The 21,847-nt window shown below is 71.7% G+C and carries 25 protein-coding genes; 8 read left to right on the top strand and 17 right to left on the bottom strand.

The features are described 5' to 3' along the window. Positions 1 to 54 precede the first annotated feature (54 nt). Positions 55 to 1,260, bottom strand: coding sequence for an urea ABC transporter substrate-binding protein (gene urtA, locus AMK25_RS09680; RefSeq protein ID WP_225980764.1), 1,206 nt, complete (start codon positions 1,258 to 1,260; stop codon positions 55 to 57). Between the two features lie 442 nt (positions 1,261 to 1,702). After that, on the bottom strand, positions 1,703 to 2,788 hold the full coding sequence (locus AMK25_RS09675) for a substrate-binding domain-containing protein (protein WP_073827841.1): 1,086 nt from the start codon (positions 2,786 to 2,788) through the stop codon (positions 1,703 to 1,705). Between the two features lie 96 nt (positions 2,789 to 2,884). Between AMK25_RS09675 and AMK25_RS09670 the strand changes: the two genes are divergently transcribed. Continuing rightward, positions 2,885 to 3,361, top strand: a complete 477-nt coding sequence (locus AMK25_RS09670) for a MarR family winged helix-turn-helix transcriptional regulator (protein ID WP_073827840.1) — start codon at positions 2,885 to 2,887, stop codon at positions 3,359 to 3,361. Here AMK25_RS09670 and AMK25_RS09665 read toward each other — a convergent pair. The 6 genes from AMK25_RS09665 to AMK25_RS09640 are packed head-to-tail and all read right to left on the bottom strand — an operon-like array spanning position 3,348 to position 7,931. After that, positions 3,348 to 4,085, bottom strand: coding sequence for an urease accessory protein UreD (locus AMK25_RS09665; RefSeq protein ID WP_073827839.1), 738 nt, complete (start codon positions 4,083 to 4,085; stop codon positions 3,348 to 3,350). The two genes, AMK25_RS09670 and AMK25_RS09665, sit on opposite strands and share 14 nt — an antisense overlap. Further along, positions 4,085 to 4,855, bottom strand: coding sequence for an urease accessory protein UreG (ureG, locus tag AMK25_RS09660; protein ID WP_083664689.1), 771 nt, complete (start codon positions 4,853 to 4,855; stop codon positions 4,085 to 4,087). Before ureG ends, AMK25_RS09665 begins: the two co-directional genes overlap by 1 nt. Next, positions 4,845 to 5,537, bottom strand: a complete 693-nt coding sequence (locus tag AMK25_RS09655; protein WP_073827837.1) for an urease accessory protein UreF — start codon at positions 5,535 to 5,537, stop codon at positions 4,845 to 4,847. Before AMK25_RS09655 ends, ureG begins: the two co-directional genes overlap by 11 nt. Continuing rightward, positions 5,537 to 7,240: an urease subunit alpha gene (locus AMK25_RS09650; RefSeq protein WP_073827836.1), complete on the bottom strand. Its 1,704-nt coding sequence runs from the start codon at positions 7,238 to 7,240 to the stop codon at positions 5,537 to 5,539. The genes AMK25_RS09655 and AMK25_RS09650 overlap by 1 nt, the downstream gene beginning before the upstream one ends. Next, complete coding sequence (locus AMK25_RS09645; RefSeq protein WP_073827835.1) at positions 7,237 to 7,632, bottom strand: urease subunit beta; 396 nt, start codon at positions 7,630 to 7,632, stop codon at positions 7,237 to 7,239. The genes AMK25_RS09650 and AMK25_RS09645 overlap by 4 nt, the downstream gene beginning before the upstream one ends. Next, positions 7,629 to 7,931 carry an urease subunit gamma gene (locus tag AMK25_RS09640; protein WP_073827834.1) on the bottom strand — a complete coding sequence of 101 codons (303 nt, stop codon included), beginning with the start codon at positions 7,929 to 7,931 and terminating at the stop codon, positions 7,629 to 7,631. The genes AMK25_RS09645 and AMK25_RS09640 overlap by 4 nt, the downstream gene beginning before the upstream one ends. A 398-nt stretch (positions 7,932 to 8,329) precedes the next feature. Here AMK25_RS09640 and AMK25_RS09635 point away from each other — a divergent pair, with 398 nt between their 5' ends. After that, on the top strand, positions 8,330 to 8,962 hold the full coding sequence (locus AMK25_RS09635; protein WP_241826310.1) for a hypothetical protein: 633 nt from the start codon (positions 8,330 to 8,332) through the stop codon (positions 8,960 to 8,962). 108 nt (positions 8,963 to 9,070) lie between these two features. After that, positions 9,071 to 9,259, top strand: a complete 189-nt coding sequence (locus AMK25_RS09630) for a response regulator transcription factor (RefSeq protein ID WP_241826309.1) — start codon at positions 9,071 to 9,073, stop codon at positions 9,257 to 9,259. 65 nt (positions 9,260 to 9,324) lie between these two features. Here AMK25_RS09630 and AMK25_RS09625 read toward each other — a convergent pair whose 3' ends face one another. Further along, positions 9,325 to 9,885, bottom strand: a complete 561-nt coding sequence (locus AMK25_RS09625; RefSeq protein WP_073827833.1) for a CGNR zinc finger domain-containing protein — start codon at positions 9,883 to 9,885, stop codon at positions 9,325 to 9,327. Between the two features lie 85 nt (positions 9,886 to 9,970). On the opposite strand from AMK25_RS09625, the gene AMK25_RS09620 reads away from it, so the two are divergent. Together AMK25_RS09620 and AMK25_RS31875 are read left to right on the top strand one after the other, a co-directional pair. Continuing rightward, entirely contained in the window at positions 9,971 to 10,846 is an 876-nt protein-coding gene (locus AMK25_RS09620; RefSeq protein WP_241826308.1) for an alpha/beta fold hydrolase, read from the top strand. A gap of 11 nt (positions 10,847 to 10,857) precedes the next feature. Beyond that, positions 10,858 to 11,157: a hypothetical protein gene (locus tag AMK25_RS31875; RefSeq protein WP_143194719.1), complete on the top strand. Its 300-nt coding sequence runs from the start codon at positions 10,858 to 10,860 to the stop codon at positions 11,155 to 11,157. Between the two features lie 469 nt (positions 11,158 to 11,626). Here AMK25_RS31875 and AMK25_RS09615 read toward each other — a convergent pair whose 3' ends face one another. The 6 genes from AMK25_RS09615 to AMK25_RS09590 form a co-directional block, all read right to left on the bottom strand. After that, positions 11,627 to 12,190: a dihydrofolate reductase family protein gene (locus AMK25_RS09615; protein WP_073827831.1), complete on the bottom strand. Its 564-nt coding sequence runs from the start codon at positions 12,188 to 12,190 to the stop codon at positions 11,627 to 11,629. A 520-nt stretch (positions 12,191 to 12,710) separates the two neighbouring features. Next, on the bottom strand, positions 12,711 to 13,091 hold the full coding sequence (locus tag AMK25_RS09610) for a VOC family protein (protein ID WP_064445437.1): 381 nt from the start codon (positions 13,089 to 13,091) through the stop codon (positions 12,711 to 12,713). A 20-nt stretch (positions 13,092 to 13,111) separates the two neighbouring features. Continuing rightward, on the bottom strand, positions 13,112 to 13,354 hold the full coding sequence (locus AMK25_RS09605) for a DUF5988 family protein (protein WP_030498879.1): 243 nt from the start codon (positions 13,352 to 13,354) through the stop codon (positions 13,112 to 13,114). 253 nt (positions 13,355 to 13,607) lie between these two features. Next, on the bottom strand, positions 13,608 to 14,345 hold the full coding sequence (locus AMK25_RS09600; RefSeq protein WP_073827830.1) for an ABC transporter permease: 738 nt from the start codon (positions 14,343 to 14,345) through the stop codon (positions 13,608 to 13,610). Beyond that, entirely contained in the window at positions 14,342 to 15,283 is a 942-nt protein-coding gene (locus AMK25_RS09595; RefSeq protein WP_073827829.1) for an ABC transporter ATP-binding protein, read from the bottom strand. Before AMK25_RS09595 ends, AMK25_RS09600 begins: the two co-directional genes overlap by 4 nt. A gap of 303 nt (positions 15,284 to 15,586) precedes the next feature. Continuing rightward, positions 15,587 to 16,252, bottom strand: coding sequence for an HAD-IA family hydrolase (locus AMK25_RS09590; protein ID WP_073827828.1), 666 nt, complete (start codon positions 16,250 to 16,252; stop codon positions 15,587 to 15,589). A gap of 199 nt (positions 16,253 to 16,451) precedes the next feature. On the opposite strand from AMK25_RS09590, the gene AMK25_RS09585 reads away from it, so the two are divergent. Further along, positions 16,452 to 17,864, top strand: a complete 1,413-nt coding sequence (locus AMK25_RS09585; RefSeq protein WP_073827827.1) for an acyl-CoA synthetase — start codon at positions 16,452 to 16,454, stop codon at positions 17,862 to 17,864. Here AMK25_RS09585 and AMK25_RS09580 read toward each other — a convergent pair. Then, positions 17,861 to 18,523, bottom strand: coding sequence for a 4'-phosphopantetheinyl transferase family protein (locus AMK25_RS09580; protein ID WP_073827826.1), 663 nt, complete (start codon positions 18,521 to 18,523; stop codon positions 17,861 to 17,863). The genes AMK25_RS09585 and AMK25_RS09580 overlap by 4 nt on opposite strands. A 156-nt stretch (positions 18,524 to 18,679) precedes the next feature. Here AMK25_RS09580 and AMK25_RS09575 point away from each other — a divergent pair, with 156 nt between their 5' ends. Then, positions 18,680 to 19,177, top strand: coding sequence for a cold-shock protein (locus AMK25_RS09575; RefSeq protein WP_073827825.1), 498 nt, complete (start codon positions 18,680 to 18,682; stop codon positions 19,175 to 19,177). 42 nt (positions 19,178 to 19,219) lie between these two features. Here the strand turns inward: AMK25_RS09575 and AMK25_RS09570 are convergent, their stop codons facing one another. After that, a complete protein-coding gene (locus AMK25_RS09570) occupies positions 19,220 to 20,593 on the bottom strand; it encodes an AMP-binding protein (RefSeq protein WP_073827824.1) in 1,374 nt (457 codons plus the stop codon). 497 nt (positions 20,594 to 21,090) lie between these two features. On the opposite strand from AMK25_RS09570, the gene AMK25_RS31870 reads away from it, so the two are divergent. Then, positions 21,091 to 21,405, top strand: a complete 315-nt coding sequence (locus AMK25_RS31870) for a hypothetical protein (RefSeq protein WP_143194718.1) — start codon at positions 21,091 to 21,093, stop codon at positions 21,403 to 21,405. Positions 21,406 to 21,847: the final 442 nt, after the last annotated feature.

Raw genomic sequence — 21,847 nt, 5'->3', positions numbered from 1 at the left:
GTCGGGGACCCGGGCGGGGCGCGTCGTCGCGGTGCCCGCCCGGGGCCGGCGTCGTCAGCTCAGGCCGCTCGCCCACGGATAGGTCTTGAGGTACGGGTCCGGCGCGATCGGCTTGCCGGAGTTCCACACCTCGGTGATCAGGCCGTCCGCGCCGACCTTGCCGATGCGGGCGGTCTTGGCGATGTGCTGGGTCTTGCCGTCGACGGTGACCAGGCCCTCCGGCGCGTCGAAGGTGATTCCGTCGGAGGCGCCGCGGACCTTCTCCACGTCGAACGCGCCGGCCTTCTCGACCATCGCCTTCCACAGGTAGACGCTGACGTAGGCGGCCTCCATCGGGTCGCTCGTCGGCTTGTCCGCGCCGTACTTCGCCTTGTACGCGGCCACGAACTTGCCGTTCGCCGCGCCGGGCGTGGTCTGGTAGTAGTTCCAGGCGGTCAGCTGACCCTCCAGGTACTGGGTGCCGATGCTCTTGACCTCCTCCTCGGCGATGGACACCGACACCACCGGCATCGCGGCGGCGGTCAGCCCGGCCGACTTGTACTCCTTGAAGAACGCCACGTTGCTGTCGCCGTTGAGGGTGTTGAAGACCGCCTTCGCGCCGGACGACTTGACCTTGTTGACGATCGTGCCGAATTCGGTGGACCCGAGCGGCGCGTAATCCTCGCCGACCACTGTCATCCCGTTCGCCGCCGCGTACGCCTTGATGATTTTGTTCGCCGTCCGCGGGAAGACGTAGTCGCTGCCGACCAGGTAGACCGACTTCGTTCCCTGGGCCTTGAGATAGTCGAGCCCGGGGACGATCTGCTGGTTGGTCGTCGCGCCCGTGTAGAAGATGTAGGGCGACTGTTCCAGACCCTCGTACTGCACCGGGTAGAACAGCAGCGCCTTGTTCTTCTCGAACACCGGCTTGACCGCCTTGCGGCTGGCCGACGTCCAGCACCCGAAAACGGCGGCGACCCGGTCCTCGGAGATGAGCTTCTCGGCCTTCTCCGCGAAGGTGGGCCAGTCCGAGGCGCCGTCCTCCCCGACCGGCTGGATCTTCTTGCCGAGGACGCCGCCGGCCGCGTTGATCTCCTCGACGGCGAGCATGATGGAGTCGCGGACGGTGACCTCGCTGATCGCCATGGTGCCGGAGAGCGAGTTGAGCAGGCCCACCTTGACGGTGTTGCCGGAGACGTCGGCGGTGACGCCGGCCGCGCCGCCCTCGTCACTGGTCTTGCTGCCGCACGCGGTCATGGCCGCCGCGGCGACGAGGGTCATGGCACCCGCCAGGATACGGCGGCCCCAAAGAACTGACATCTAATCTCCCTGCGGTGCACTCAAGTATCGAAAGGACGGTCGGTGCGGTCCGGTGGAGTTGGCGATGCCGAGGTCGACGGGTGGACGTCGCCTGTGGTCATCGCATCGGTTACGGGCACGCAAAGCGTTGACCGGCATGATTGCGCGGACGTTTCCCAGTCCTTAATTGACTGTTTCCCGCGCACCTGGAGAGAACGCATGACACAACGGCTGACACCGTCGCACGTAAGACGGTTTCAGCCGTGACTAATTCGGTGAAGAATTGCCACCACAATGGTCGGCGGACAGATTCCGCCGACGGTGGACAGACGATCGTGGTATCCGCCCCCAGGGGTAGATACTTCACGCAGGAAGCATCTTATGGCCGCGCCGGGTGGACGTGTCAAGGGTCTGTACCGGGCGGTCAGATCTGGGCGAGCACTGTGAAGTCGAGACCGTCGGCCTCGGCGAGGTAGATCCGCTGGCGCACGTGCCGTCGACGCAGCTGCAGCCGACCGCGCGGCCCGTGGTACGCCACCGTGTCGGCAGCCGTCTCGATCGCCCGTACGTCGAGGGTGCGGGCCTGCCCGATCAGGGCGGCCAGCAGCATCACGCCCTCGTAGCAGGACTCCCCCAGGCTGCCCAGCGGTGGCGCCTCCACCCCGAACCGGCGGGCGAACTCGCCGTGGAAGTCGAGGTTCTCCTGCGTCACGAGGCCGGCGAAGAAGCCCGCCGTGCTGTAGAGCCGCCGCGTCGCGCCCGCCCCGCTGGCCAGCAGCATGTTCTCGTCCATCAGGGTGCTCAGCCGCAGGCAGCGCTGGTCCATCGCGGCACGCGCGAACGCCCTGTTGAACCGCACCGCGTCCGCGCCCACGAGCAGCATCACGACGGCGTCGGCCGCGCTGCGCTCGATCCGGCGCAACACGTCGTCGAAGTCGTGCGTCTCCAACGGCAGGAACGCCTGCCCCACCACGCGACCACCGCCGCGCAGCGCGTACCGCTGGGCCGCCCGCGCGGTGCGCCGGGGCCACACGTAGTCGTTGCCGACCACGAACCAGCGGCGCACGCCCTGCTCCCCCGCGAGCAGCCGCATCGCGGGCCACAGCTGCGCGTCCGGCGTCTCGCTTGTCAGATAGACCCCCTCGGTACGCTCACCGCCCTCGTACAGGGCGGTGTAGACGTACGGCACGCGGTGCGCGACCCGGGGCGCGAGCGCCTGCCGCACCGAGGAGATGTGCCAACCGGTCACGCCCTGCACGGCGCCCACCGACACCAGCGCCTCCACCTGGGCGGCCACCTCGGCCGGCGGGGCGCCACCACCGTCGACGGGCACCAGCCGCACCTCGCGACCCAGCACCCCGCCACCGGCGTTGATCTCCTCGACCGCGAGTTGGGCGCAGAGTTCGCAGGTCGGGCCGAACATTCCCGCCGGCCCGCGCATCGGATAGACCAGCGCGATGCTGACCACGGCCCGATCGACTGTGAGCCACGGCGGTGCCGGCGCGGACATGAGCCCATGATTGCCCGGCCGACGTGGGAAAACCATAGCTCTCCATGGAGCGGGACGAGTCGCTACCATGACAGGGCCACCGGCCCAGGGAGTTCCATGTCAGACGTGCCCGGGGCGCCAGCCGATCTGCTGCGCTCGCTCACCCGCGCCGAACGGCTGCTCTCCCGCCGCATGGCCGCCGTTCTGGCCGACGACGACCTGACCACCGAGGCGTGGCGGGTGCTCTGCCTGCTCGCCGACGGTCAGGGCCATCCGATGAGCGAGGTGTCCGCCGAGGCGTCGTTGCCGCCGGGGACCCTCACCAAGCTGGTCGACCAGCTCGTCGACCGTAACCTCGTGTTCCGGCGGATCGACCCGCTGGACCGCCGGCGTATCCGGGCCTACCTGACCCCCCGTGGCCGCCGCGAGCACGCCCGCCTCGACGAGCGGGTCCGGACCAGCCTCGCCGAGGCGGGCGTACCCGCCGGCACCGTCCTGCTCGATTACCTCGCCGACCTGATCGCCCGGCTCGACCCGGCGGTTCGGCGCGACAACGCCGAGGCGGCCGGCGTTCGCCTCACTACGCCTCGGTGAGCAGCGGCTCGCCTTCGAGGTGGGCGCGCAGCGTGTGCGCGTCGGCAGCGGTGGCGGTCCACAGTGTCGCCGGACCGCCCGCCAGGGGCAGCCGGGCGACGGTGCCCTCGACAGTCGCGGTCTCGTGGGGAAGCGACGGGTCCACCACCAGCAGTGACCCGGTGGCCGGCGCGCCGCCGAGCACCGCGGGGCCGGCCCAGCCGGGCGCGCCCGGCCCCACGGCAAGCGACTGGCGCAGCAGCGGACGGCCGTCGTAGTCGACCCGGGTGTGCACGACCGCGCTGCCCGGCGCCTCGCCGTACCGGCCGCAGATCACCTCGTCGCGCCAGGTCAGCCTCGCCCCGGCGGCCAGCTCGACCCGGGACTCGGCGAGGTGGGCGCAGCCGGCCGCCGCGACCAGTTGCTCGGGCAGCCAGTGCAGTGCGCCGCCGTCGTGCACCACGGCGCGGACCGCCATCCGCGACACGACGCCGGGCCGGCCGGGCAGGGCGACCGAGGCGGCGACTGTGTGTACCCGCACCGCCGCCCCCGGTCCCACGTCGATCTCCAGCCGCAGGTCGTCGCCGGCGAGCGGGCCGGCCGCACCGCCGACGACGTAAACGGTCACGGCCCGGCCGCTGCCGGGCGTTTGTCGCAGCAGCAGCGGCGTCTCACCGCGCAGCTCGGCGAGGACCGTGCCGCCCCGGCCGTCGGCCCGGGCCACCAGCCGGGCGTACGCGCGCATCAGGCCGGGCCGCCCCGCGCGGCGGCCGGGTGCACTGCCGCGTGGTGGGCCAGTTCGTGGCGGATCCAGTCGGCGACCCGCCCCGCCGCCGGGTCGCCGACGATCGACAGGAACACGGTCGGCAGGTCGCCGCGCCGGGCCCGCGCGTCCCGGTCCATGACGGCCAGGTCCGCGCCCACCATCGGGGCCAGGTCGGTCTTGTTGATCACGAGCAGGTCGGCGGACGTCACACCGGGTCCGCCCTTGCGCGGCACCTTGTCCCCGCCGGCCACGTCGACCACGAATATCTGCCGGTCCACCAGGCCCCGGCTGAACGTGGCGGTCAGGTTGTCCCCGCCGCTCTCGACCAGCACCAGGTCCAGCGGGCCGACCGCCTCGGCCAACTCGTCCACGGCGTCGAGATTGGCCCCGATGTCGTCCCGGATGGCGGTGTGCGGGCAGCAGCCGGTCTCCACGGCGCGGATCCGGGCCGGGTCCAGCACGCCGGCCCGCTTGAGGAAGTCGGCGTCCTCGGTCGTGTAGATGTCGTTGGTGACCACGCCGAGTCGCAGCTCCCCGGCGAACGCCCGGCACAGGGCCGCCACCAGGGCGGTCTTGCCGGACCCGACCGGCCCGCCGATGCCGACGCGCAGCGCCCGGCCGGGGAGTGCCAGCGGCGGATGCGGGTCCACCCCCGGTTCGGGGTGGGTGTGCGGAACGGTCTCGTCGTGCGGGGCAGGATTCTTCTCGGCAGTGGGCGCAGCGGTCGGCACAACGGTGTCAGGACGCAAAGAGACGCACCTCCCAGGTGGCATGAGCTTCGGCATGGATGTCGGCAAGAGGGGCGGCCGCCGCGGGCAGCCGCTCGGGTGGGTCGTCGGCGGCCCGGGCCGCCTCGGCGGCGGTGCCGTCGCACAGGCCGGCGAGACCGACCAGCAGGGCCTGGACCCGGTACGGGTCGAGGCCGAGCAGGCGTACGGCCGCACTGGCCGCACCGGTCACCGTCCCGTGGGTGGCGACCGTGGCGGTCTCGGCGCGGCTCAGGCCGGCTGCGGCGCAGAGCAGCCCGAGCACCAACGGCTGGTGCGGTCCGCCAGGTGCGGAGGGCAGGTCGTCGAAGGACGCCTCCGGCCAGATGGCCCGGCCCGCGCGCAGCAGAGCCCGTCCCTGGCGACGGGACACCGTGCGCAGCGCCGGCGCCGCCGTCCGGGCGTCCAGCTCCGCGTCGAGCAATGCCAGCGTGGACCCGCGTACGGCGGAACCGGCCGAGGTCACCGCCCGGTGCGCCGCCGCCGCGAACGCCGCACCGACCAGCCCGGCGGTGGCCAGCCGGCCGGCCAGGAACGCCTCCAACGTGGCCAGGTCGGTGACCCGGCCGGCGGCGACGGCCGCCTCCAGGCCGCCGGAGTGGGCGTGCGCGCCGGCCGGGAAGCGACCGTCGGCCACCAGCAGGAGCAGGCTCGACGTCGCCATCAGAACAGGAAGTACCGCTGGGCCATCGGCAGGCGTGGCACCGGGTCCGGCTCCACCACCTGACCGTCAATCCGTACCGTGAAGGTGTCCGGGTCCACCTCGATCCGGGGCATCGCGTCGTTCTCCGGCAGGTCGGCCTTGCCCCGCGAGCGCACGTCCGCGACGGGCACCACCCGTCGCCGCACGTCGAGGCGCAGCCCCGCGTCGAGGGCGGCCGGCGCGACGAACGCCAGGCTGGTGGCCGATGCCGCGGCGCCGTACGCCCCGAACATCGGCCGCGGCAGCATCGGCTGCGGCGTCGGGATGGACGCGTTGGCGTCACCCATCTGGGCGTACGCGATCATGCCGCCCTTGAGCACCAGGTGCGGTCGTACCCCGAAGAACGCCGGATCCCACAGCACCAGGTCGGCCAGCTTGCCCGGCTCGACCGAGCCGATCTCCCGGTCCAGCCCGTTCGCCATCGCCGCGCAGATGGTGTACTTCGCCACGTACCGGCGGGCCCGGTGGTTGTCGGCCGCGCCGTCGCCCGGCAGCGCGCCGACCCGCTCCTTCATGACGTGCGCGCTCTGCCAGGTACGCAGGATCACCTCGCCCACCCGGCCCATCGCCTGCGAGTCGGAGCCGATGATGGAGATCGCGCCGAGGTCGTGCAGCAGGTCCTCGGCGGCCATGGTGGACGGTCGGATGCGGCTCTCGGCGAAGGCCAGGTCCTCCGGCACCGACGGGTTGAGATGGTGGCAGACCATCAGCATGTCCAGGTGCTCGGCGAGGGTGTTGGCGGTGTACGGCCGGGTCGGGTTGGTCGACGACGGCAGCACGTTGGGCTCGCCGGCCACCGTGATGATGTCCGGCGCGTGCCCGCCGCCCGCGCCCTCGGTGTGGTACGAGTGGATGGCCCGGCCGGCGATCGCCCGCAGCGTGTCGGCCACGAAACCGGCCTCGTTGAGGGTGTCGGTGTGGATGGACACCTGCACCCCGGAGGCGTCCGCCACCCGCAGGCAGGCGTCGATCGCCGCCGGTGTGGTGCCCCAGTCCTCGTGCAGCTTGAAACCGCCCGCGCCGGCGCGCAACTGCTCCCACAGCGCCTCCTGCGAGACGGTGTTGCCCTTGCCGAGCAGCAGCACGTTGACCGGCAGGGTGTCCAGCGCCTCGTGCATACGGGCCAGGTGCCAGGCGTTCGGGGTGACAGTCGTGGCCCGGGTGCCCTCGGCGGGGCCGGTGCCGCCACCGACGAGTGTGGTGATGCCGCTGGCCAGCGCCTCGGTGACGATCTCCGGGCAGATGAAGTGCACGTGCGTGTCGACGGCGCCGGCCGTGAGGATCCGGCCGTTGCCCGCGATGACCTCGGTGGCCGGGCCGATGACCAGCTCGGGGTGGACGCCGGGCATGGTGTCCGGGTTGCCGGCCCGGCCCAGCGCCACGATCCGCCCGTCACGCAGGCCCACGTCGGCCTTGACCACGCCCCAGTGGTCGAGCACCACCGCGCCGGTGATGACGGTGTCGAGGGCGCCCTCGGCGCGGGTCGCCCGCGACTGGCCCATCGACTCGCGGATCACCTTCCCGCCGCCGAAGACCGCCTCGTCGCCGCCGACGCAGTGGTCGGTCTCCACCTCGATCAGCAGGCTCGTGTCTGCCAGCCGGATGCGGTCGCCGGTGGTCGGCCCGTACAGGTCGATGTAGCGGTCCCGCCGCACGGCGCTCACCGCGCCGGCCCGTCGGTCGTCGGCGCCCCGCTCGTCTGCGCCCCGCTCGCTGGCACGTCTGTTTCCGGTGCGGTCAGGGGCGCTTCGTCCAGCGGCCCGGCGCACTCGCCGCGCAGGCCGGGCACGACGCGTGCGCCGCCGAGCGGGACCAGCTCGACGTCGCGGCTCACGCCCGGCTCGAACCGGACCGAAGTACCCGCCGGAACGGCGAGACGCTGCCCCCAGGCGACGGCACGGTCGAACATCAGGGCCGGATTGGCCTCGGCGAAGTGGTAGTGCGAGCCGACCTGCACCGGACGGTCGGCGGTGTTGACCACGACCACTGTGGTCACCGGCCGACCCACGTTGATCTCGACCGGGCCGGCCGCGGGCAGGATCTCCCCGGGGATCACGGGATCGGGTGGTGCACCGTCACGAGCTTGGTACCGTCCGGGAACGTCGCCTCCACCTGCACCTCCCTCAGCATTTCGGGGATGCCGTCCTGGACGTCCTCACGGCCGAGCACAGTCCGGCCGGCGGACATGAGGTCGACCACCGACCGGCCGTCGCGGGCCCCCTCGAGCAGGAAGGCGACGATGATCGCGACGGCTTCGGGATAGTTGAGTCGCAGGCCGCGCTCGCGGCGGCGGCGAGCGACGTCGGCCGCGACGTGGACGAGCAGGCGGTCCTGCTCGTGCGGGCTGAGGAACACGGGATTCTCCGGTGGGGATCGGCGTGGCCCGCTCGCCGTCGGCTCCGCGCGGAGCCACGCCGGGCAGCACCACCCGGAGTACGAGCTGGGGTCACACGACCGCCGCGACACCGCCGACGGGGTGGCCCGGGACTCCACCATCCCGGCCCGCGCGACGGGCACCCGGCGGTGTCGGTCGGATGCGGACCGCACCGCCCACCGCTTCAGCAGAAGGTAGAGGATCGCCGTCGGCGGGGGCAACAGTGTGCTCGGGATGTGTTGATTTCAGTCTGCCCCGCCCTCAGCCTCCCCCTCCTCCGTACCCTGCACCTCCCGCTGGCGCAGCAGGTAGTCGAGGAAGGTCATGGCGCGGTCGTCCCCTTCTCGGCAGCGGCTCGACAAGCCAGATAATCGCGGCGGTGGGTATCACGGCTGACGTCGAGCTCTGGAGACAGCTCAGCGGCATGCGCTTGTTCCTGCTGCAATTGCCCGCTCTCATCGGTGTGCTTATCGGTGCGCTGGCCACATTCATCACGACGACAGTCCAGGAGCGGAACCGTTGGCGCCGTCAGCAGGCGGCTCGCTGGGATGAGCGGCGGATAGCCGCGTACACGGACTATGCACACGCCGTCAAGCGGGTCATCTCCGTCGCGGTGCCCCTCGCGGCCAAACGGGGTGTTTATGAGGACGACTTCTGGTTCGGTGGAGAGATCACCGAAGCAGATCTCCTCATGGCAGAGGAGGAACGCACGACCCGGTGGGAGGCGGTGTTGATGCTGGGCGACGATGCGGTGGTTGCAGCTGCCCGCCAGTGGCACGATGTGGCGTTCCGCCTCATGCGACTGGCGCTGGGCCAGACCAGTGACCTGACGTGGAACGAGGCGGTTCGGGCTACCGGCCAGGCACGCGGCCGCTTCTACACTGCGGCTCGCCGGGACCTGGGTGTCAAGTTCGACGAGTCCTCGGCACCGTACGAGTGGCAGATGTCCAAGTGGCTGACCGAGAGGCCCGAGGATCGAAAAACGACGGTGGCCAGCGATCCGGTCGTCTGAGTCACCAGCAGGTCATGCCTGCCCAAGGCACTCTGTCGCCCCCGCACCGAGCTGCGCGCGACCGGGGACGTACCGGCCGCGCCGCGCCGGGCCGGCGACCCGCTCAGCGTGCTCACCGCGCAGGAACGCGAGGTCGTACGGCTGGCCGCCACCGGCGCCTCCAACCGCGACATCGCCGCCCAGCTCTTCCTCAGTCCACGGACCGTGGGCTACCACCTCTACAAGGCGTTCCCCAAGCTGGGCATCACGTCGCGGGCTCAGCTGGCGACGCTGGTCGGGGTCGCGTCCGCCCAGTGAGGACGGCCGCCCGTGGGAGCGGGCGGCGTCCGGGCCGAACCAGCTGAGTAGATCTACGCGTAGTCTCAGTCGGGCCGGTGGCGTTGGTAGTGGCGGGCGACGCGGACGCGGTTGCCGCAGCGGGTGGCCGAGCACCAGCGGCGGCGGGGGTGGGCGGGCAGAAACAGCATCACGCAGTCGTCGGCCTCGCACTGGCGGATCTTGACGATCGCCGGATCGGTGAGCAACTCGGCGGCGGCCTCGGCGAGCCGGGCGGCCAGGCGCGGTCCGGCGGGACCGGTGCGTCGACGGACGGCCGTGATCGAGGTGCCGTCCCAGGCCAACTCGTTGATGGCGGGCGCGCCGCGTTGGGCCTGGTTGAGCGACTCCAGGGCGGTCGCGGATGGCGGCTCCCCTCGGCGCACATGGTCGACGGCCTGGGCGGTGTGTTCGCGGACTGCGTGGACGGCGGTCAGGTCAGCGGCGGTGAGTGCGGCGGCGAGTTCCCGCGCCTCCGGAAGCCGGTCGGCCTGGAGTTCCAGCCAGGCACGCAGGTTGTCGGGTGTGACCAGCAGATCGCCGGTGGCGGGGCGGGTGTTGACCAGGTCCAGCGCCAGCGGTTCCCCGGTCAGGGGGACAAGATCCATGTCACTAATGCTACACGTCCGGGTTGACGCATTAAACTCATGATCGCTATACCTAATGCCTGGAAACAACAGAAAGGCATTAGGCGTGTCCATCCCCCCGATCACCCGCACCTTCCATCGCCACCTCGATGTTGACGGCGTCCACGTCTTCTACCGCGAGTCGCTCCCCGACCGCCCCGACGCGCCGGTGCTGCTGCTCCTGCACGGCTTCCCCTCGGCCTCGCACCAGTTCCGCCGCCTCATCGACGCACTCGGCTCCCGGTTCCGGCTGATCGCCCCGGACTACCCAGGCTTCGGCCACACCCAGACCCCCGACGGCTTCATCCACTCCTTTGACCGGCTCGCCGACATCACCGAGGGCTTCGTCCAGCGGCTCGGGCTCGAGCGGTTCATGATGTACGTCTTCGACTTCGGAGCGCCGGTCGGTTTCCGGCTCGCCGAGCGGCACCCCGAGTGGATCGCGGGGCTGGTCGTACAGAACGGCAACGCCTACGCCGAGGGGCTGTCGGACGACGCCCGGGACTTCATCGCCCTGCGTCCCGAGACACCTGGCGCCGAGGACACCATCCGCGACCTGCTCACCCTGTCTGGGACCCGCGGCCAGTACGAGACCGGCGTCGCCGATCCCGAGTTGCTCGCCCCGGACGGCTGGACCCTCGACCAGCACTTCCTAGACCTGCCGGGCCGCAAGGAGGCGCAGGTGGCTCTAGCGTTCGACTATCACTCCAACCTGGAGCGTTACGAGCACTGGCAGGCCTGGCTGCGAAGGCACACCCCGCCCACACTCATCATCTGGGGAAGCAGGGACCCGTTCTTTCCCGAGCCCGGCGCCCGTGCCTACCGTCGCGACCTGCCCGACGCCCAACTCCACCTCTTCGACACCGGCCACTTCGCCCTCGAAGACCACCTGCCGGAGATCGCGCCGCTCATCGCCGACTTCCTCGACCGCACCTGGAACTAGAAGAACCCGGCGTGCGCACCGCCCCCGTACCCCGCCGACCGCTCCTCGGCCTGGCCGTGCTGTTCACCGCCGCGTTCACCACGATCACCACCGAGACCCTGCCGACGGGCCCGCTGCCGGCGATGAGCCACGCCCTGGTGGACAACACGTCCGGCAGCGCAGCCGCAACCCAGCCGGAAACGCAAACGGTGCGGGCAAGTGTTGACCTTGCCGCGCACCGCTGGAATTCAGCTGGTGTCCGAGGGGCGACACGGCCCATTGCCCCACCGCCGATGACGCTCAGCGCAACCCTGCGGCTCTCACATGCCTAGCTGGAGTGACCTCTTCGGGCTCGCCGAAGTGGTCACCGTTCAGGAAGCCCTGCTCAACGGGTGTGCCGGTGGGATTCGGATCTCAGCTCACGGGATCCACACCGACGCCATCACGACGGCACAGACCCATCGGCGCGGGGCGGGGCGCACCCGACGAAGCCGACCAGGGCGTGCGTCGGGGATCGCCGACGCCGACCACGACCCGGTCCTGGAGGTGGTTGACCAGCAGTCCACCTCGGCCGGTCGAGGCCAGCCCGGAGGCCAGGATCTCTCAACGTCGATGGATCCAGGGCAGCGTTTTCCCCGGACTGAGGTTCGCTGTCGCCACCGCCGTCCCGACGCGGCGTTCGACGCCTCCGCACACTGCGACGTGACGCAGCCGGAGCGGGTGATGGTCGACCTCATCCGGTCGGATCAGCCGTCAGCGCCCCACCTTCATGCAAGCGCAGGCGATCGGACGGGCCGTCGTTCACTGCCCGAGAGGGCGGTAGCGGAGGTGTACGACGCCGTTTCGGAATCGGCGCTCGTCGAGGAGTTCAAGGTCGACGCGCATGCCGGACGGCAGGCCCGGCTTACCCCCGCCGACGACCACGGGCCAGACGAACAGCTGGCACTCGTCGACCAGCCCGGCCTCAAGAGCCTGCGCCGCGAGGTTTGCACCTCCAACGGTGAGATCGCTGCTGGCCGTGGCCTTCAGTTCGCGTACCGCGGCGGGGTCGAAGCGGCGTTCGAGGCGGGTGTCGGCAGTCGACACCGCGACGAGGGTCGTGGAGTACACGACCTTTCTCGCTGCCTGCCAGGCGCTTGCGAAGTCGGCCATGAGGTCGGACTGCGCGGCCAGAGCGGCGTCGGTTTCCCATACGGCCATCGCCTCGTACAGTCGCCGCCCGTAGAGGAACGTGCCCACGGACCGCAGGAGATCGGTGTAGACAACGAACACCTCGTCGTCCATCGGCAACCAGGCGAACGCGCCGCGTTCGTCCTCCATGTAGCCGTCAAGCGACACGTTATTCACATAAATCAGCTTTGCCATGCCCCTACCTCTCGATGATCAACCGCAACAGCCTGGACGCTCATCAGCGTGGTGAACACCTGGGGCCGGCGAACAGAGCCCGGCCCGCGAAGGAGCCGTCCTTCACGCACGGGCGCATCACCCAGCAGCCTCGTGGGCTGCCCCGCACATTGACTACGAACACCCCTGCCCGAATCCGACACCTCCGGCCGACACCAACAGCGAACGGTGCACGCCCACCGCCGCGTGTGCCGGCCGGGGCGACCGCCGGGCGGCTGCGTACGCTGGTGGAGGCGCTGAGGGAACCGTCGGCCCCGCAGACGATCAGGTGATCGTCGCCCCCGCCGGCCCGCGTGCGACTCAGGACCTGACGGCGGAAGCCGGACTGTCGGCGGGACCGCCGCGCGGCTGACCAGGAGACCGGAGGAGCGCCCAGGCGCCGCGCACCGCGCGGACTCCGGCGACGTCCCGCCGGACGGGCGGGAACCCGCGCCGTACGCACGGGTTCCCGCGGCCTGTCCCGGGTCCGCCGGGACTCGCCCTACCCCGCCCGCTGCGGGCCGACGACGGTCCAGCAGAGGCCGGCAGGGTCGCGCAACGTGACCTGGTGCGACGGGGCAGCCGGCGGCTCGACATGGGCGCCCGCGGCCACCGCCCGCCGCAGCACCGACTCGGGGTCCGTCCGCTCGATGGTCAACACCTCGTCACGGTTCGCGGCCACCGACGGGTCGCCCGCCTCCCACCACTCGCTCACGATCAGGCGATGACCGCCGACGGCCAGTTCCGCGTGCACGACATGCCCGTCGAGCAGGCACTCCCGTTGGATGGCCACGGCGTCGAAGACGTCCGTGTAGAAGGCGATCGCCTCGCTCGTGTCGCTGACCGTCAGGTGCGGTCCCGTCCGCTGGTCCTGTGCCCGCATGAGACTGCTGCGTCCCTTCGCTACTCGGCGATCCGGGTCCGGCCGGTCCAGCGGAAGACCACCGGCTCGACCGTCGCGGCGGCGGTGCCCCGCTCGAAGTGCTCGTACCCGCCGTAGTACAGGATCTTGATCTTCTTCTCGGCCCTGGACACCCGACGGCTGCGCAGATCGGCCGGCAGGCCGGCCGGGCCGCCCTCCAGGACGACATCGATGACGCCGGCGGCGTCCCGGGCGACCGGATCAGCTTGCGAAACGTCCTTCATGGCACGACCTCCGTCGTATTCCGCACACCCCCACGAGCCGCCGCAGGGGCGACGCGGTTCGGTCCACACAGGCCCAACGACACCCGTTGCCGGGTGAACGGACGCTCCGCGGTCGAACGTCGCTGTCCGGTGAGCGGCCACCCGTTCAGCTCCGAACGTAGTGCAGATCACATTTCGTGAGCACCCTTAGCGCACCCCTAGAAACGGCCCTGGGCAGCGACGATGCCCGGACCAGCCCGGTCGGGAGGCGGGCTCACTCCCAGCGGAAGAACCGCGTCGCCCCCAGGGCGGCGACGGCGGCCGTGACGGCCAGGGCGATCAGCTGCGGCAGCTCGGGGTCGGCCCCCGCCCACGCCGCGCCGATGGTGTCGACGGTCGCGCCGAGCGGCGAGTAGTCGGCCACGGCCGCCAGGGCACCCGGCATCCGGTCGCGGGGCAGCCAGGCGCCGGCCAGGAAGAGCAGCGGGAAGAACAGCGCGGGGCCGATCGACTGTGCCGCCCTGGCCGACGGCGCCAGCGCCGCGATCAGCAGGCCGACGGCGAACAGGCACGCGACCCCGAGGAGGAAGGCCAGCACGAACCCGGGCAGGTTGGCCGGCGCCGGCTGGTCCAGCAGGAACCGCACGGCGATCGAGGTGACCACCGCACCGAGCACGCCCATCACGAGGTTGACCACGACCTGGGCGACCAGCAGCAGCGCGGGCTGCACCGGGGTGGTCGCCAGACGGCGCAGGATCCGGCGTTCCCGGTAGATGCCCAGCGCCATCGGCAGGGTGAAGAGCGCGAGCATGCCGATGGTGAGAGCCAGCGCGAGCGACGGCAGGAACGTCTGCTCGGCGTGCTGGCCGGTGTCGGTGGCGGTACCGGCACGCTGCGGCAGGCCGAAGACGAGCATCAGGCCGATCGGCAGGGCGAAGACGAAGAACAACGACACGGGCTCCCGGAGGAACAGCTTCGTCTCGACGGCGATCAGCTTGGACAGGGCGCTCACGACGACCTCCCGTCGGTCGGGGACTGCGCGGCGGCCCGGCCGCCGCGGCCGGTCAGGGCGACGAAGGCGTCGTCGAGGGTGGGCTGCTCGACCCGCAGGTCCGTGTAGGTCGTCCCGCGCCCGTTGAGCACTGCCAGGACCGACTGGAGCACGTCCTTCGTGCCGGTCACCGTCACCTCCGCCCCGTAGCGGCTGACCCCGGTCACGTCGGGCGCGGCGAGCAGCAGGGCATCCTCGACCGGCTCCGCCGGGCGGAAGTGCACCCGGTGCTCGCTGCCGACCCGGGCGAGCAGGCCAGCGGGGCTGTCGATGGCCACCATCCGCCCCTTGTCGATGATCGCGATCCGGTCACAGAGTCGTTGCGCCTCCTCCATGAAGTGGGTGACCAGCACGACGGTGACGCCGCGGTCGCGAATCCGCTCGACGAGATCCCAGGTGTCCCGGCGGCCCTGCGGGTCGAGGCCCGTGGTCAGCTCGTCGAGGATGGCGACCTCCGGCCTGCCCACCAGCGCCAGGGCCACCGACAGTCGCTGCTTCTGCCCGCCGGAGAGCTTCTGGAAGTAGGTGTTGCGCTGCTCGGCCAGGCCGAGGTCGGTCAGCAGCTCGTCGATGTCGGCCCGGTTGCGGTAGAAGGACCGGTACAGGTCCAGCGCCTCCCGCACCCGCACCTTGTCCGGCAGCTGGCTCTCCTGGAGCTGGGCGCCGACGCGCTGGCGCACCTCGGTGCGGTCGCGCACCGGGTCCAGCCCGAACACCCGGACGGTCCCGCCGTCGGGACGGCGCAACCCCTGCACGCACTCCACAGTGGTCGTCTTGCCGGCGCCGTTCGGGCCGAGGACGCCGAAGATCTCGCCCTGCTCGACGGTGAAGGAAACGTCGTCGACCGCGACCTTCTCGCCGTACCGCTTCTGCAGATGATCGACCTCGATGACCGGCATCCGGGATGGTCCTCCTTCATGTGCGGTTTGCCGCCGGGAAGGGCGGACCCCTCGGCTGATCGCGGCGTCGGTCCGCGGCAACGGGCCGGACCCGGGCCGACCGACGCCCGACATCATCCGCGCAACCGATGCGCCGATCAACTGATCAGGTGACGAATCGGGGGTGTCGATGCGGGAAACCATCCTCCACAGGGGTGCCGCCCGGCGACAGGGGTGTCGCCCGGTCACGCCAGGTGTCCGGGCGTCCGTCCGGGCGGGCGGCGGCTCCGGGCGGCTTCTCGCCCACGGCTCCGGTGTGGCTCGTCACCGCCGTGCCGGGCAGAGCGGCAGCAGCTCGTCGAGCCGGGTCAGAACGACGTCCGGGCCGGCCGTGCGCAGCGTCTCCTCGTCGGACTCGCCCCACAGCGCGGCCACCGCCGTCACCCCCGCCGCCCGCGCGCTGGCCAGGTCGCTGGGCGCGTCGCCGACCATCAGCGCCTCCTCCGGCCGGGCCCCGAGCAGGTGCAGCGCCCGCCGTACGATATCGGGCGCGGGCTTCGGGCGGGGCACCTCGTCCGAGCCCACCACGTGGTCGACGAGCGGCAACAGGTCGAGCCGGCCGAGCAGGTCCCGGGCGCGTACGCCGCTGCGGCCGGTGGCCACGGCGAGCCCGATCCCCCGCCGACGCAGGGTGCGCAGCAGCTCCGCCGCGCCGACGACCGGGCTGACCCGGTGTGCAAGGCGGTTGCTCTGCCGCACGAACGGCTCGGCGAGCGCCGCCGGCAGACCCATCAGCTCCAGCACCTCCGGCAGGTACCGGCCCGGGTGGCGGCAGTACTCCTCGACCGGGGCCATGCCGTCGCCGACCACCTCGGCGTAGGCGAGGGCGAACGCCTCTCTGGCCACGGCGAGGCTGTCGACCAGCACCCCGTCGAGGTCGAACACCACCGCCCGGACACCGTCGGGTGCCGCCGTCGCCCTCGCGACCACCGATGTCACCTCCCCGCCCGCACGACCGCCACGGCCGGTAGGGGTGGCAGGCCGCGGAGACCCCCGACTACGGTCAGGACCGTTCTCCCGGCCCACCGGCGCGGCGCACTCGCCCACCCGGATCCGGCGGTACCCCACGACCCTACCGGCGTCGCGGCCCCCGGCAGGGCTCGGACCGGGCCGCTGAGAGGATCGCACCATGCCGCTGCTGGGCTGGCTGACGAAGGGCACCGACGAGCGCCCGGACGCGATCCGGGTCGACGGCCGGGCGGCGTCCTGGGTGGAGCTTCGCCGCCTTGCCACGGCGGTGGCCGACGAACTGCGCGGCGTCGACCGGGTGGCGATCGAGGCCACCGCCACCCTGGAGACCGTGGTCGGCGTGGTGGGCGCGCTGACGGCCGGGGTTGCGGTCGTGCCGATCCCGCCGGACGCCGGGCCGATGGAGCGCGATCACATCCTGCGCGACTCGGGCGCGACGGCGCTGCTGGCCCCGGCCGGCGCGGAACGCACCGTCGGTGACGCCGGCCGGCCCGTCGTACCCGTCGACCTGAATCGCCGGTCGGACACCGTCCACCCCGAGCCGGATCCGGCCTGCACCGCGGTGATCCTCTACACCAGCGGCACCACCGGCGCCCCGAAGGGCGCCGTGATCTCCCGCCGCGCGATCGCCGCCTGCCTCGACGGGCTGGCCGACGCCTGGGCATGGACGCCGGACGACCTGCTGGTGCACGGCCTGCCGCTGTTCCACGTGCACGGGCTGGTGCTCGGCGTGCTCGGACCGATGCGGCTGGGCGGCCGGCTGCACCACGTGGGCCGCCCCCGCCCTGACCGGTACGCCGCCGCCAACGGCACGATGTACTTCGGGGTGCCGACGGTGTGGTCCCGAATCGCCGCCGACCCGGATGCGGCCCGGGCGCTGCGTCCGGCGCGGCTGCTGGTGTCGGGCAGCGCGGCGCTGCCGGCGACGGTCTTCGCCGACCTCGCCACCCTCGCCGGTCACCGGGTCGTCGAGCGGTACGGGATGACCGAGACCCTGATCACTGTGAGCGCCCGGACGGACGGCCCACGCCGGCCCGGCACCGTCGGGCTGGCGCTGCCCGGGGTCCGTACGCGGCTGGTCGCCGACGACGGCACCCCGCTCCCGGCCGACGGGGCGACGATGGGCGAGCTTCAGGTCACCGGCCCCACGCTGTTCGACGGCTACCTCAACCGTCCGGACGCCGACGCGGCGAGCCGTACCCCGGACGGTTGGTTCCGCACCGGGGACGTCGCCACCGTCGACCCGGACGGCTGGCACCGGATCGTCGGCCGGGCGTCGACCGACCTGATCAAGAGCGGTGGCTACCGGATCGGCGCCGGGGAGGTGGAGGACGCCCTGCTGACGCACCCGGGGGTCCGTGAGGCAGCCGTGGTGGGCACACCGCACCCCGACCTCGGTCAGCAGGTCACCGCGTACGTGGTGGGCGACGGGGTGGGCGAGGCCGAGCTGATCGACTTCGTGGCCCGGCACCTTTCGGCGCACAAGCGACCGCGCGAGGTGCGCCTGGTCGACGCCCTGCCCCGCAACGCCCTGGGCAAGGTGCAGAAGACGCGGCTCAGCGCAGACGGTTAGGACGCGACCGCCGGGATGCTGATCGCGGTGACCACCAGCCCCCGCTCGACCAGGAACCTGCCCGCGAACGCCCGCACCTCGGCCCCGCCGAGCACCGGACCGGGCACCAGCAGCCGGGCCTCGAACGTGCCGGCCGGGTCGAACACGATGTCCGCCTCGGAGAAGTCCAGCCACTGGCCGGTGAGCGGGAACCACGCCTTGTACACCGCCTCCTTGGCGCTGAACAACAGGCGGTCCCAGCAGACGGCGGGGCTGGCCGCGCCCAGCGTGACGGTGCGCGACCGTTCGGCCGGCAGGGCGATCGCTCCAAGCACCCCGTCGGGCAGCGGGGCGTGCGGCTCGGCGTCCACCCCGAGGCTGGCGAACGCCGCCGTACGGCCGACGACCGCCGCCCGGTAGCCGTCGCAGTGCGTCATACTGCCGACCACGCCGTCCGGCCAGAGCGGGGCACCGCGTGCGCCGGAGACGATCGGCGCCGGGTCGAGGCCCAGCTCGCCGAGGGCCAGCCGGGCGCAGTGCCGCACGGTGGCGAACTCCCGGCGTCGTTTCTCCACCGACCGTGCCACCAGCGCCTCCTCCTCGGGGAACAGGGTCACGCCGGCGGGATCGGTGAAGGACTCGGACACCGCCACGGTGGGGGGCAGGATCTGCTCGATCACGTTGGCCGATGGTAGGCGCTGCGGCACCCCTCGCCGCGGCGGGCCTCGGCGATAGGTGCACCATAGGGGTCGGGTACGGGTGCCGGCCTGCACGGGACAGGTGCCACTCTGGGCGCCGTCCCGGTCCTGCGGGCGGGGCACCTGGATTTGGGGCGGATGGACGCGGGAATGGCGATGCTTACTGGCAAAGTGGTGCGGTTCGACGAGGTGCGGGGCTACGGGTTCATCGCCCCGGACGACGGCAGCGACGACGTGTTCGTGCACGCGAACATGCTCGACGGCGACAAGTGGACACTGACGCCCGGCGTCCCGGTCGAGTACGACGCGGTGGAGACCGAGCGTGGGCCCAAGGCCGTGCTGGTGCGGGTGTCCGGCGTCGCCCCGGGTGCGGATCGCGTCCCGACGGCCGGTGCCGGGCTGTCCGCCCGGGCCGGCGTCACGGTCGGCGGCGGGCGCAGCAGGGACAGCGGGCAGGCCACGGGCGGCGCGGAGGACGACGAGGGCCTGTGCGACGTCCTCTCCGAGCGGGCCTTCTCCGCGGAGACCACCGAGGCGCTGGTGACCTCCGTGTCGGACCTGACCGGAGCGCAGATCGTGGCGGTACGTGCGAGGATGCTGGAGCTGGCCCGGCGGCACGGCTGGGTGGAGGGCTGACCGTGGCGAGTGCGGGTCACCGCTGCCCGCTGTCCGGCCGTCTCAGCCGCCGGCGATCAGCAGGGACTTCCTGATCCGCCCGAAGGCGCTGCGCGGCAGCTCGTCGACGAAGTGCACCCGCCGGGGGCGCTGGCCCGCCGAGAGGTGCCGGCCGACGTGGTCGATGAGCACCTGCGCGGTCACCCCCTCGGCGACGACGTAGGCGGTGACCTGCTCGCCGAGCGCGTGGTGCGGCGTGCCGACGACGGCGGCGTCGCGCACGCCGGGGTGGCTCAGCAACGCCTCCTCGATCTGCCCGGCGGACATCCGCCGGCCCCGGCTGTGCACCACGTCGAGCCCGCGTCGCCCGATGATCCGGTACGTGCCGTCGGGGGCCACGCTGGCCAGGTCCCCGGTGGCGTGCCAGCGACCGGCGGCGAGGCTCCGCCCGCCGACGTACCCGCTGAACAGCATCGGCCCGCAGACGCTCAGCTCGCCCGCCGACTGGCCGTCGGCCGGCACCGGCCGGTCCTCGCGGTCCAGCACGCGCGTCTCGACGCCGGGCAGGGGGGTGCCGACAGCGCCCGGAACCGTACGGTCACCGGGGCGCCCGGTCAGCGCGACGAGCGTCTCGGTGGTGCCGTAGGCCTGCACCGGCCGGTGCGAGGTGAGCAGTCGGAGCCGCTCGGCCACGGCGCGGGCCAGCGGGCCGTCCGCGGAAACGAGGATCCGCGCCGCGGACAGCGGCCGGGCCCGGTGGCCGTCCAGCGCTATCCTCGCCCACTGGTCGGGCGACGCCAGGTGCACGGAGCCGACCGGCCCGGTGCCGGCGTGGTCGAGGTGGACGAAACGGCTACCGGCCCGCAGCGCGCCGAGCAGGCCGACGACCAGACCGTACGCCCGGAACAGCGGGGTGCCCTGGACGACCACGTCCTCCTCGCTCCAGTGCCACGCACGAGCCAGAAGGTCGAGGTCGGCGGCGATGGCGCGGCGCGAGATGCGCACCCCTCGTGGCGGCCCTGATGCGCCTCCGGTGTAGAGGATGACGGCGTCGCTGCCCGGGGCGGGCTCGGGATGCCGCGTCGAGGCGTGTTCTCGCAGGTCGACCGGGATCGTGGACAGGCCGTCGGCCCCGGACGGGGCACGGCCGAGGATCACCGTCGCTCCGGACTGCCGCAGGATACGGCGGCGTTCGCGTTCGTCGGCGCCGGGAGGCAGCGGTACGAGCGGCGCCCCGGCGAGGAGGGCGCCGAGCATTCCGACCAGCGCTTCCAGCGTCGGTGTGCCGTCGACCGCGACCGCGGTCGCGCCCCTGATCCGATCAGCGACGGCGGTGACGCAGCCCAGCAGGGCCTCGCTGGAGAGGGCTTTTCCGGCCACCGTGACCGCGTCGGCCCGATCCGCACCGAATCCACGCAGCACCGGCAGCAGTGTCATCTCCGCTATCCCCTGCGCGGGGCCGCAACGAGTCGCGGCGGCAGCTGGGACATCACGACGGCCACAGAACCCTTCATGTCTCGGGCCTGCACGGCCCCATGTCCGGCTATCCAAACGGTGGAGACCGGGTGCCCCGAAATTAGGGCCGGGCTATCGTCGGGCACAACCCCTAGCCGCCGAGTCCGAATCCCCCTGTCCGGGCCTACTGGCCAGCTAGGACCGGATCCCGGCCGTCCTGACACAACGGCCGGCCCGAGCGCTCACTCCGGCTCGGCGAACAATGCAGAGACCGCATTTGTCCTCAGCGAGCGAAAATTGACCATAAAACGTCTTTCTCAATGCCCGGCAGCTCGCCGTCACGACTTTATCGCATTGGCGTGTGCCGCATGGATCAGCCTTCAGGCCGAATGGGGCCGCAGACCTCCGCAACCAACAGGACACTCGGATGCATAATTCTTTTTCATACATAATCGCAGAATCTCCCAAACGTCCGAATCGTGGCCCGCCGACGCACACCAAGCCTCGACCGCCGGCAGGATCGGACAGGCATCGATCGCAGTTCCGGCATCGATGCCTTACATCGCAACAATCGAGCGTCTCCGGCAATTGCCGGAGCCCCGACCGGACCCCACAGCCCCACCCCGGGGGCGGACGACACCTCCACACCAGCTTCCGGCACCACGCCCGCCCGCGCCGGGATCGGCACGGGCGGGGTCACGAACGCCGAGTTCAACGACGATGACGTTCAGCTCGACCTCTCCGCACGCCGCAACCGCGGCAGCTTCGAACCTCTCGGCCAGAGCGACCGGTAACGCCCGGACGCCGGATTAGGCCGGATTAGCACGGAAGAGCTGATTCGCCAATCAGCAGGCGAACCGAATAAGCGGAACCATCGGCTCATGGGAGCGCTCTGTCACGGTACGGGATCAGCCAGCGACTTTCCGTCGCCACCCCCGGCCGGGTCACCCGAGACAAGTGACCCATGTTTGCTCATCCTTTACACAACTCGGCTTGCCGCCCAATTGCCCAACTGCCATACTCCCACCATCAAGGAGGTCGATAGGAAGTGTCGACCCCGAGAGAGCTGGGGAATTATCGCCGACGCACACGGGAACACGGCTCGCAGCAGCCAACCGGTCAAGTCGGTCGATGGCGCACCGGCAAAGCTCGACGCCAGTCGATAGTTGCCGATAATGGAATGGGTCAAGAATTGCCGGTCTCCAATTTGGTCGAGCTGTCGGGCCGCACCGGGCA

This window comes from Micromonospora sp. TSRI0369 (assembly GCF_001905625.1).
Taxonomy (GTDB): domain Bacteria; phylum Actinomycetota; class Actinomycetes; order Mycobacteriales; family Micromonosporaceae; genus Micromonospora; species Micromonospora echinospora_A.
Note: the sequence above shows the minus strand (reverse complement) of the source record. Positions and strands in the feature narration are given on the sequence as shown.

Excerpts from the sequence above, each read along its gene's own strand:
- AMK25_RS09575 (WP_073827825.1), top strand. The coding sequence starts at position 18,680 with ATGGACGCGGGAATGGCGATGCTTACTGGCAAAGTGGTGCGGTTCGAC.
- AMK25_RS09625 (WP_073827833.1), bottom strand. The coding sequence starts at position 9,885 with ATGGATCTTGTCCCCCTGACCGGGGAACCGCTGGCGCTGGACCTGGTC.
- AMK25_RS09655 (WP_073827837.1), bottom strand. The coding sequence starts at position 5,537 with ATGGCGACGTCGAGCCTGCTCCTGCTGGTGGCCGACGGTCGCTTCCCG.
- AMK25_RS09670 (WP_073827840.1), top strand. The coding sequence starts at position 2,885 with ATGTCAGACGTGCCCGGGGCGCCAGCCGATCTGCTGCGCTCGCTCACC.
- AMK25_RS09610 (WP_064445437.1), bottom strand. The coding sequence starts at position 13,091 with ATGCGGGCACAGGACCAGCGGACGGGACCGCACCTGACGGTCAGCGAC.
- AMK25_RS09570 (WP_073827824.1), bottom strand. The coding sequence starts at position 20,593 with ATGACACTGCTGCCGGTGCTGCGTGGATTCGGTGCGGATCGGGCCGAC.
- AMK25_RS09605 (WP_030498879.1), bottom strand. The coding sequence starts at position 13,354 with ATGAAGGACGTTTCGCAAGCTGATCCGGTCGCCCGGGACGCCGCCGGC.
- AMK25_RS09665 (WP_073827839.1), bottom strand. The coding sequence starts at position 4,085 with ATGCGCGCGTACGCCCGGCTGGTGGCCCGGGCCGACGGCCGGGGCGGC.
- AMK25_RS09595 (WP_073827829.1), bottom strand. The coding sequence starts at position 15,283 with ATGCCGGTCATCGAGGTCGATCATCTGCAGAAGCGGTACGGCGAGAAG.
- AMK25_RS09615 (WP_073827831.1), bottom strand. The coding sequence starts at position 12,190 with ATGGCAAAGCTGATTTATGTGAATAACGTGTCGCTTGACGGCTACATG.
- urtA (WP_225980764.1), bottom strand. The coding sequence starts at position 1,260 with ATGACCCTCGTCGCCGCGGCGGCCATGACCGCGTGCGGCAGCAAGACC.
- AMK25_RS09675 (WP_073827841.1), bottom strand. The coding sequence starts at position 2,788 with ATGTCCGCGCCGGCACCGCCGTGGCTCACAGTCGATCGGGCCGTGGTC.
- AMK25_RS09585 (WP_073827827.1), top strand. The coding sequence starts at position 16,452 with ATGCCGCTGCTGGGCTGGCTGACGAAGGGCACCGACGAGCGCCCGGAC.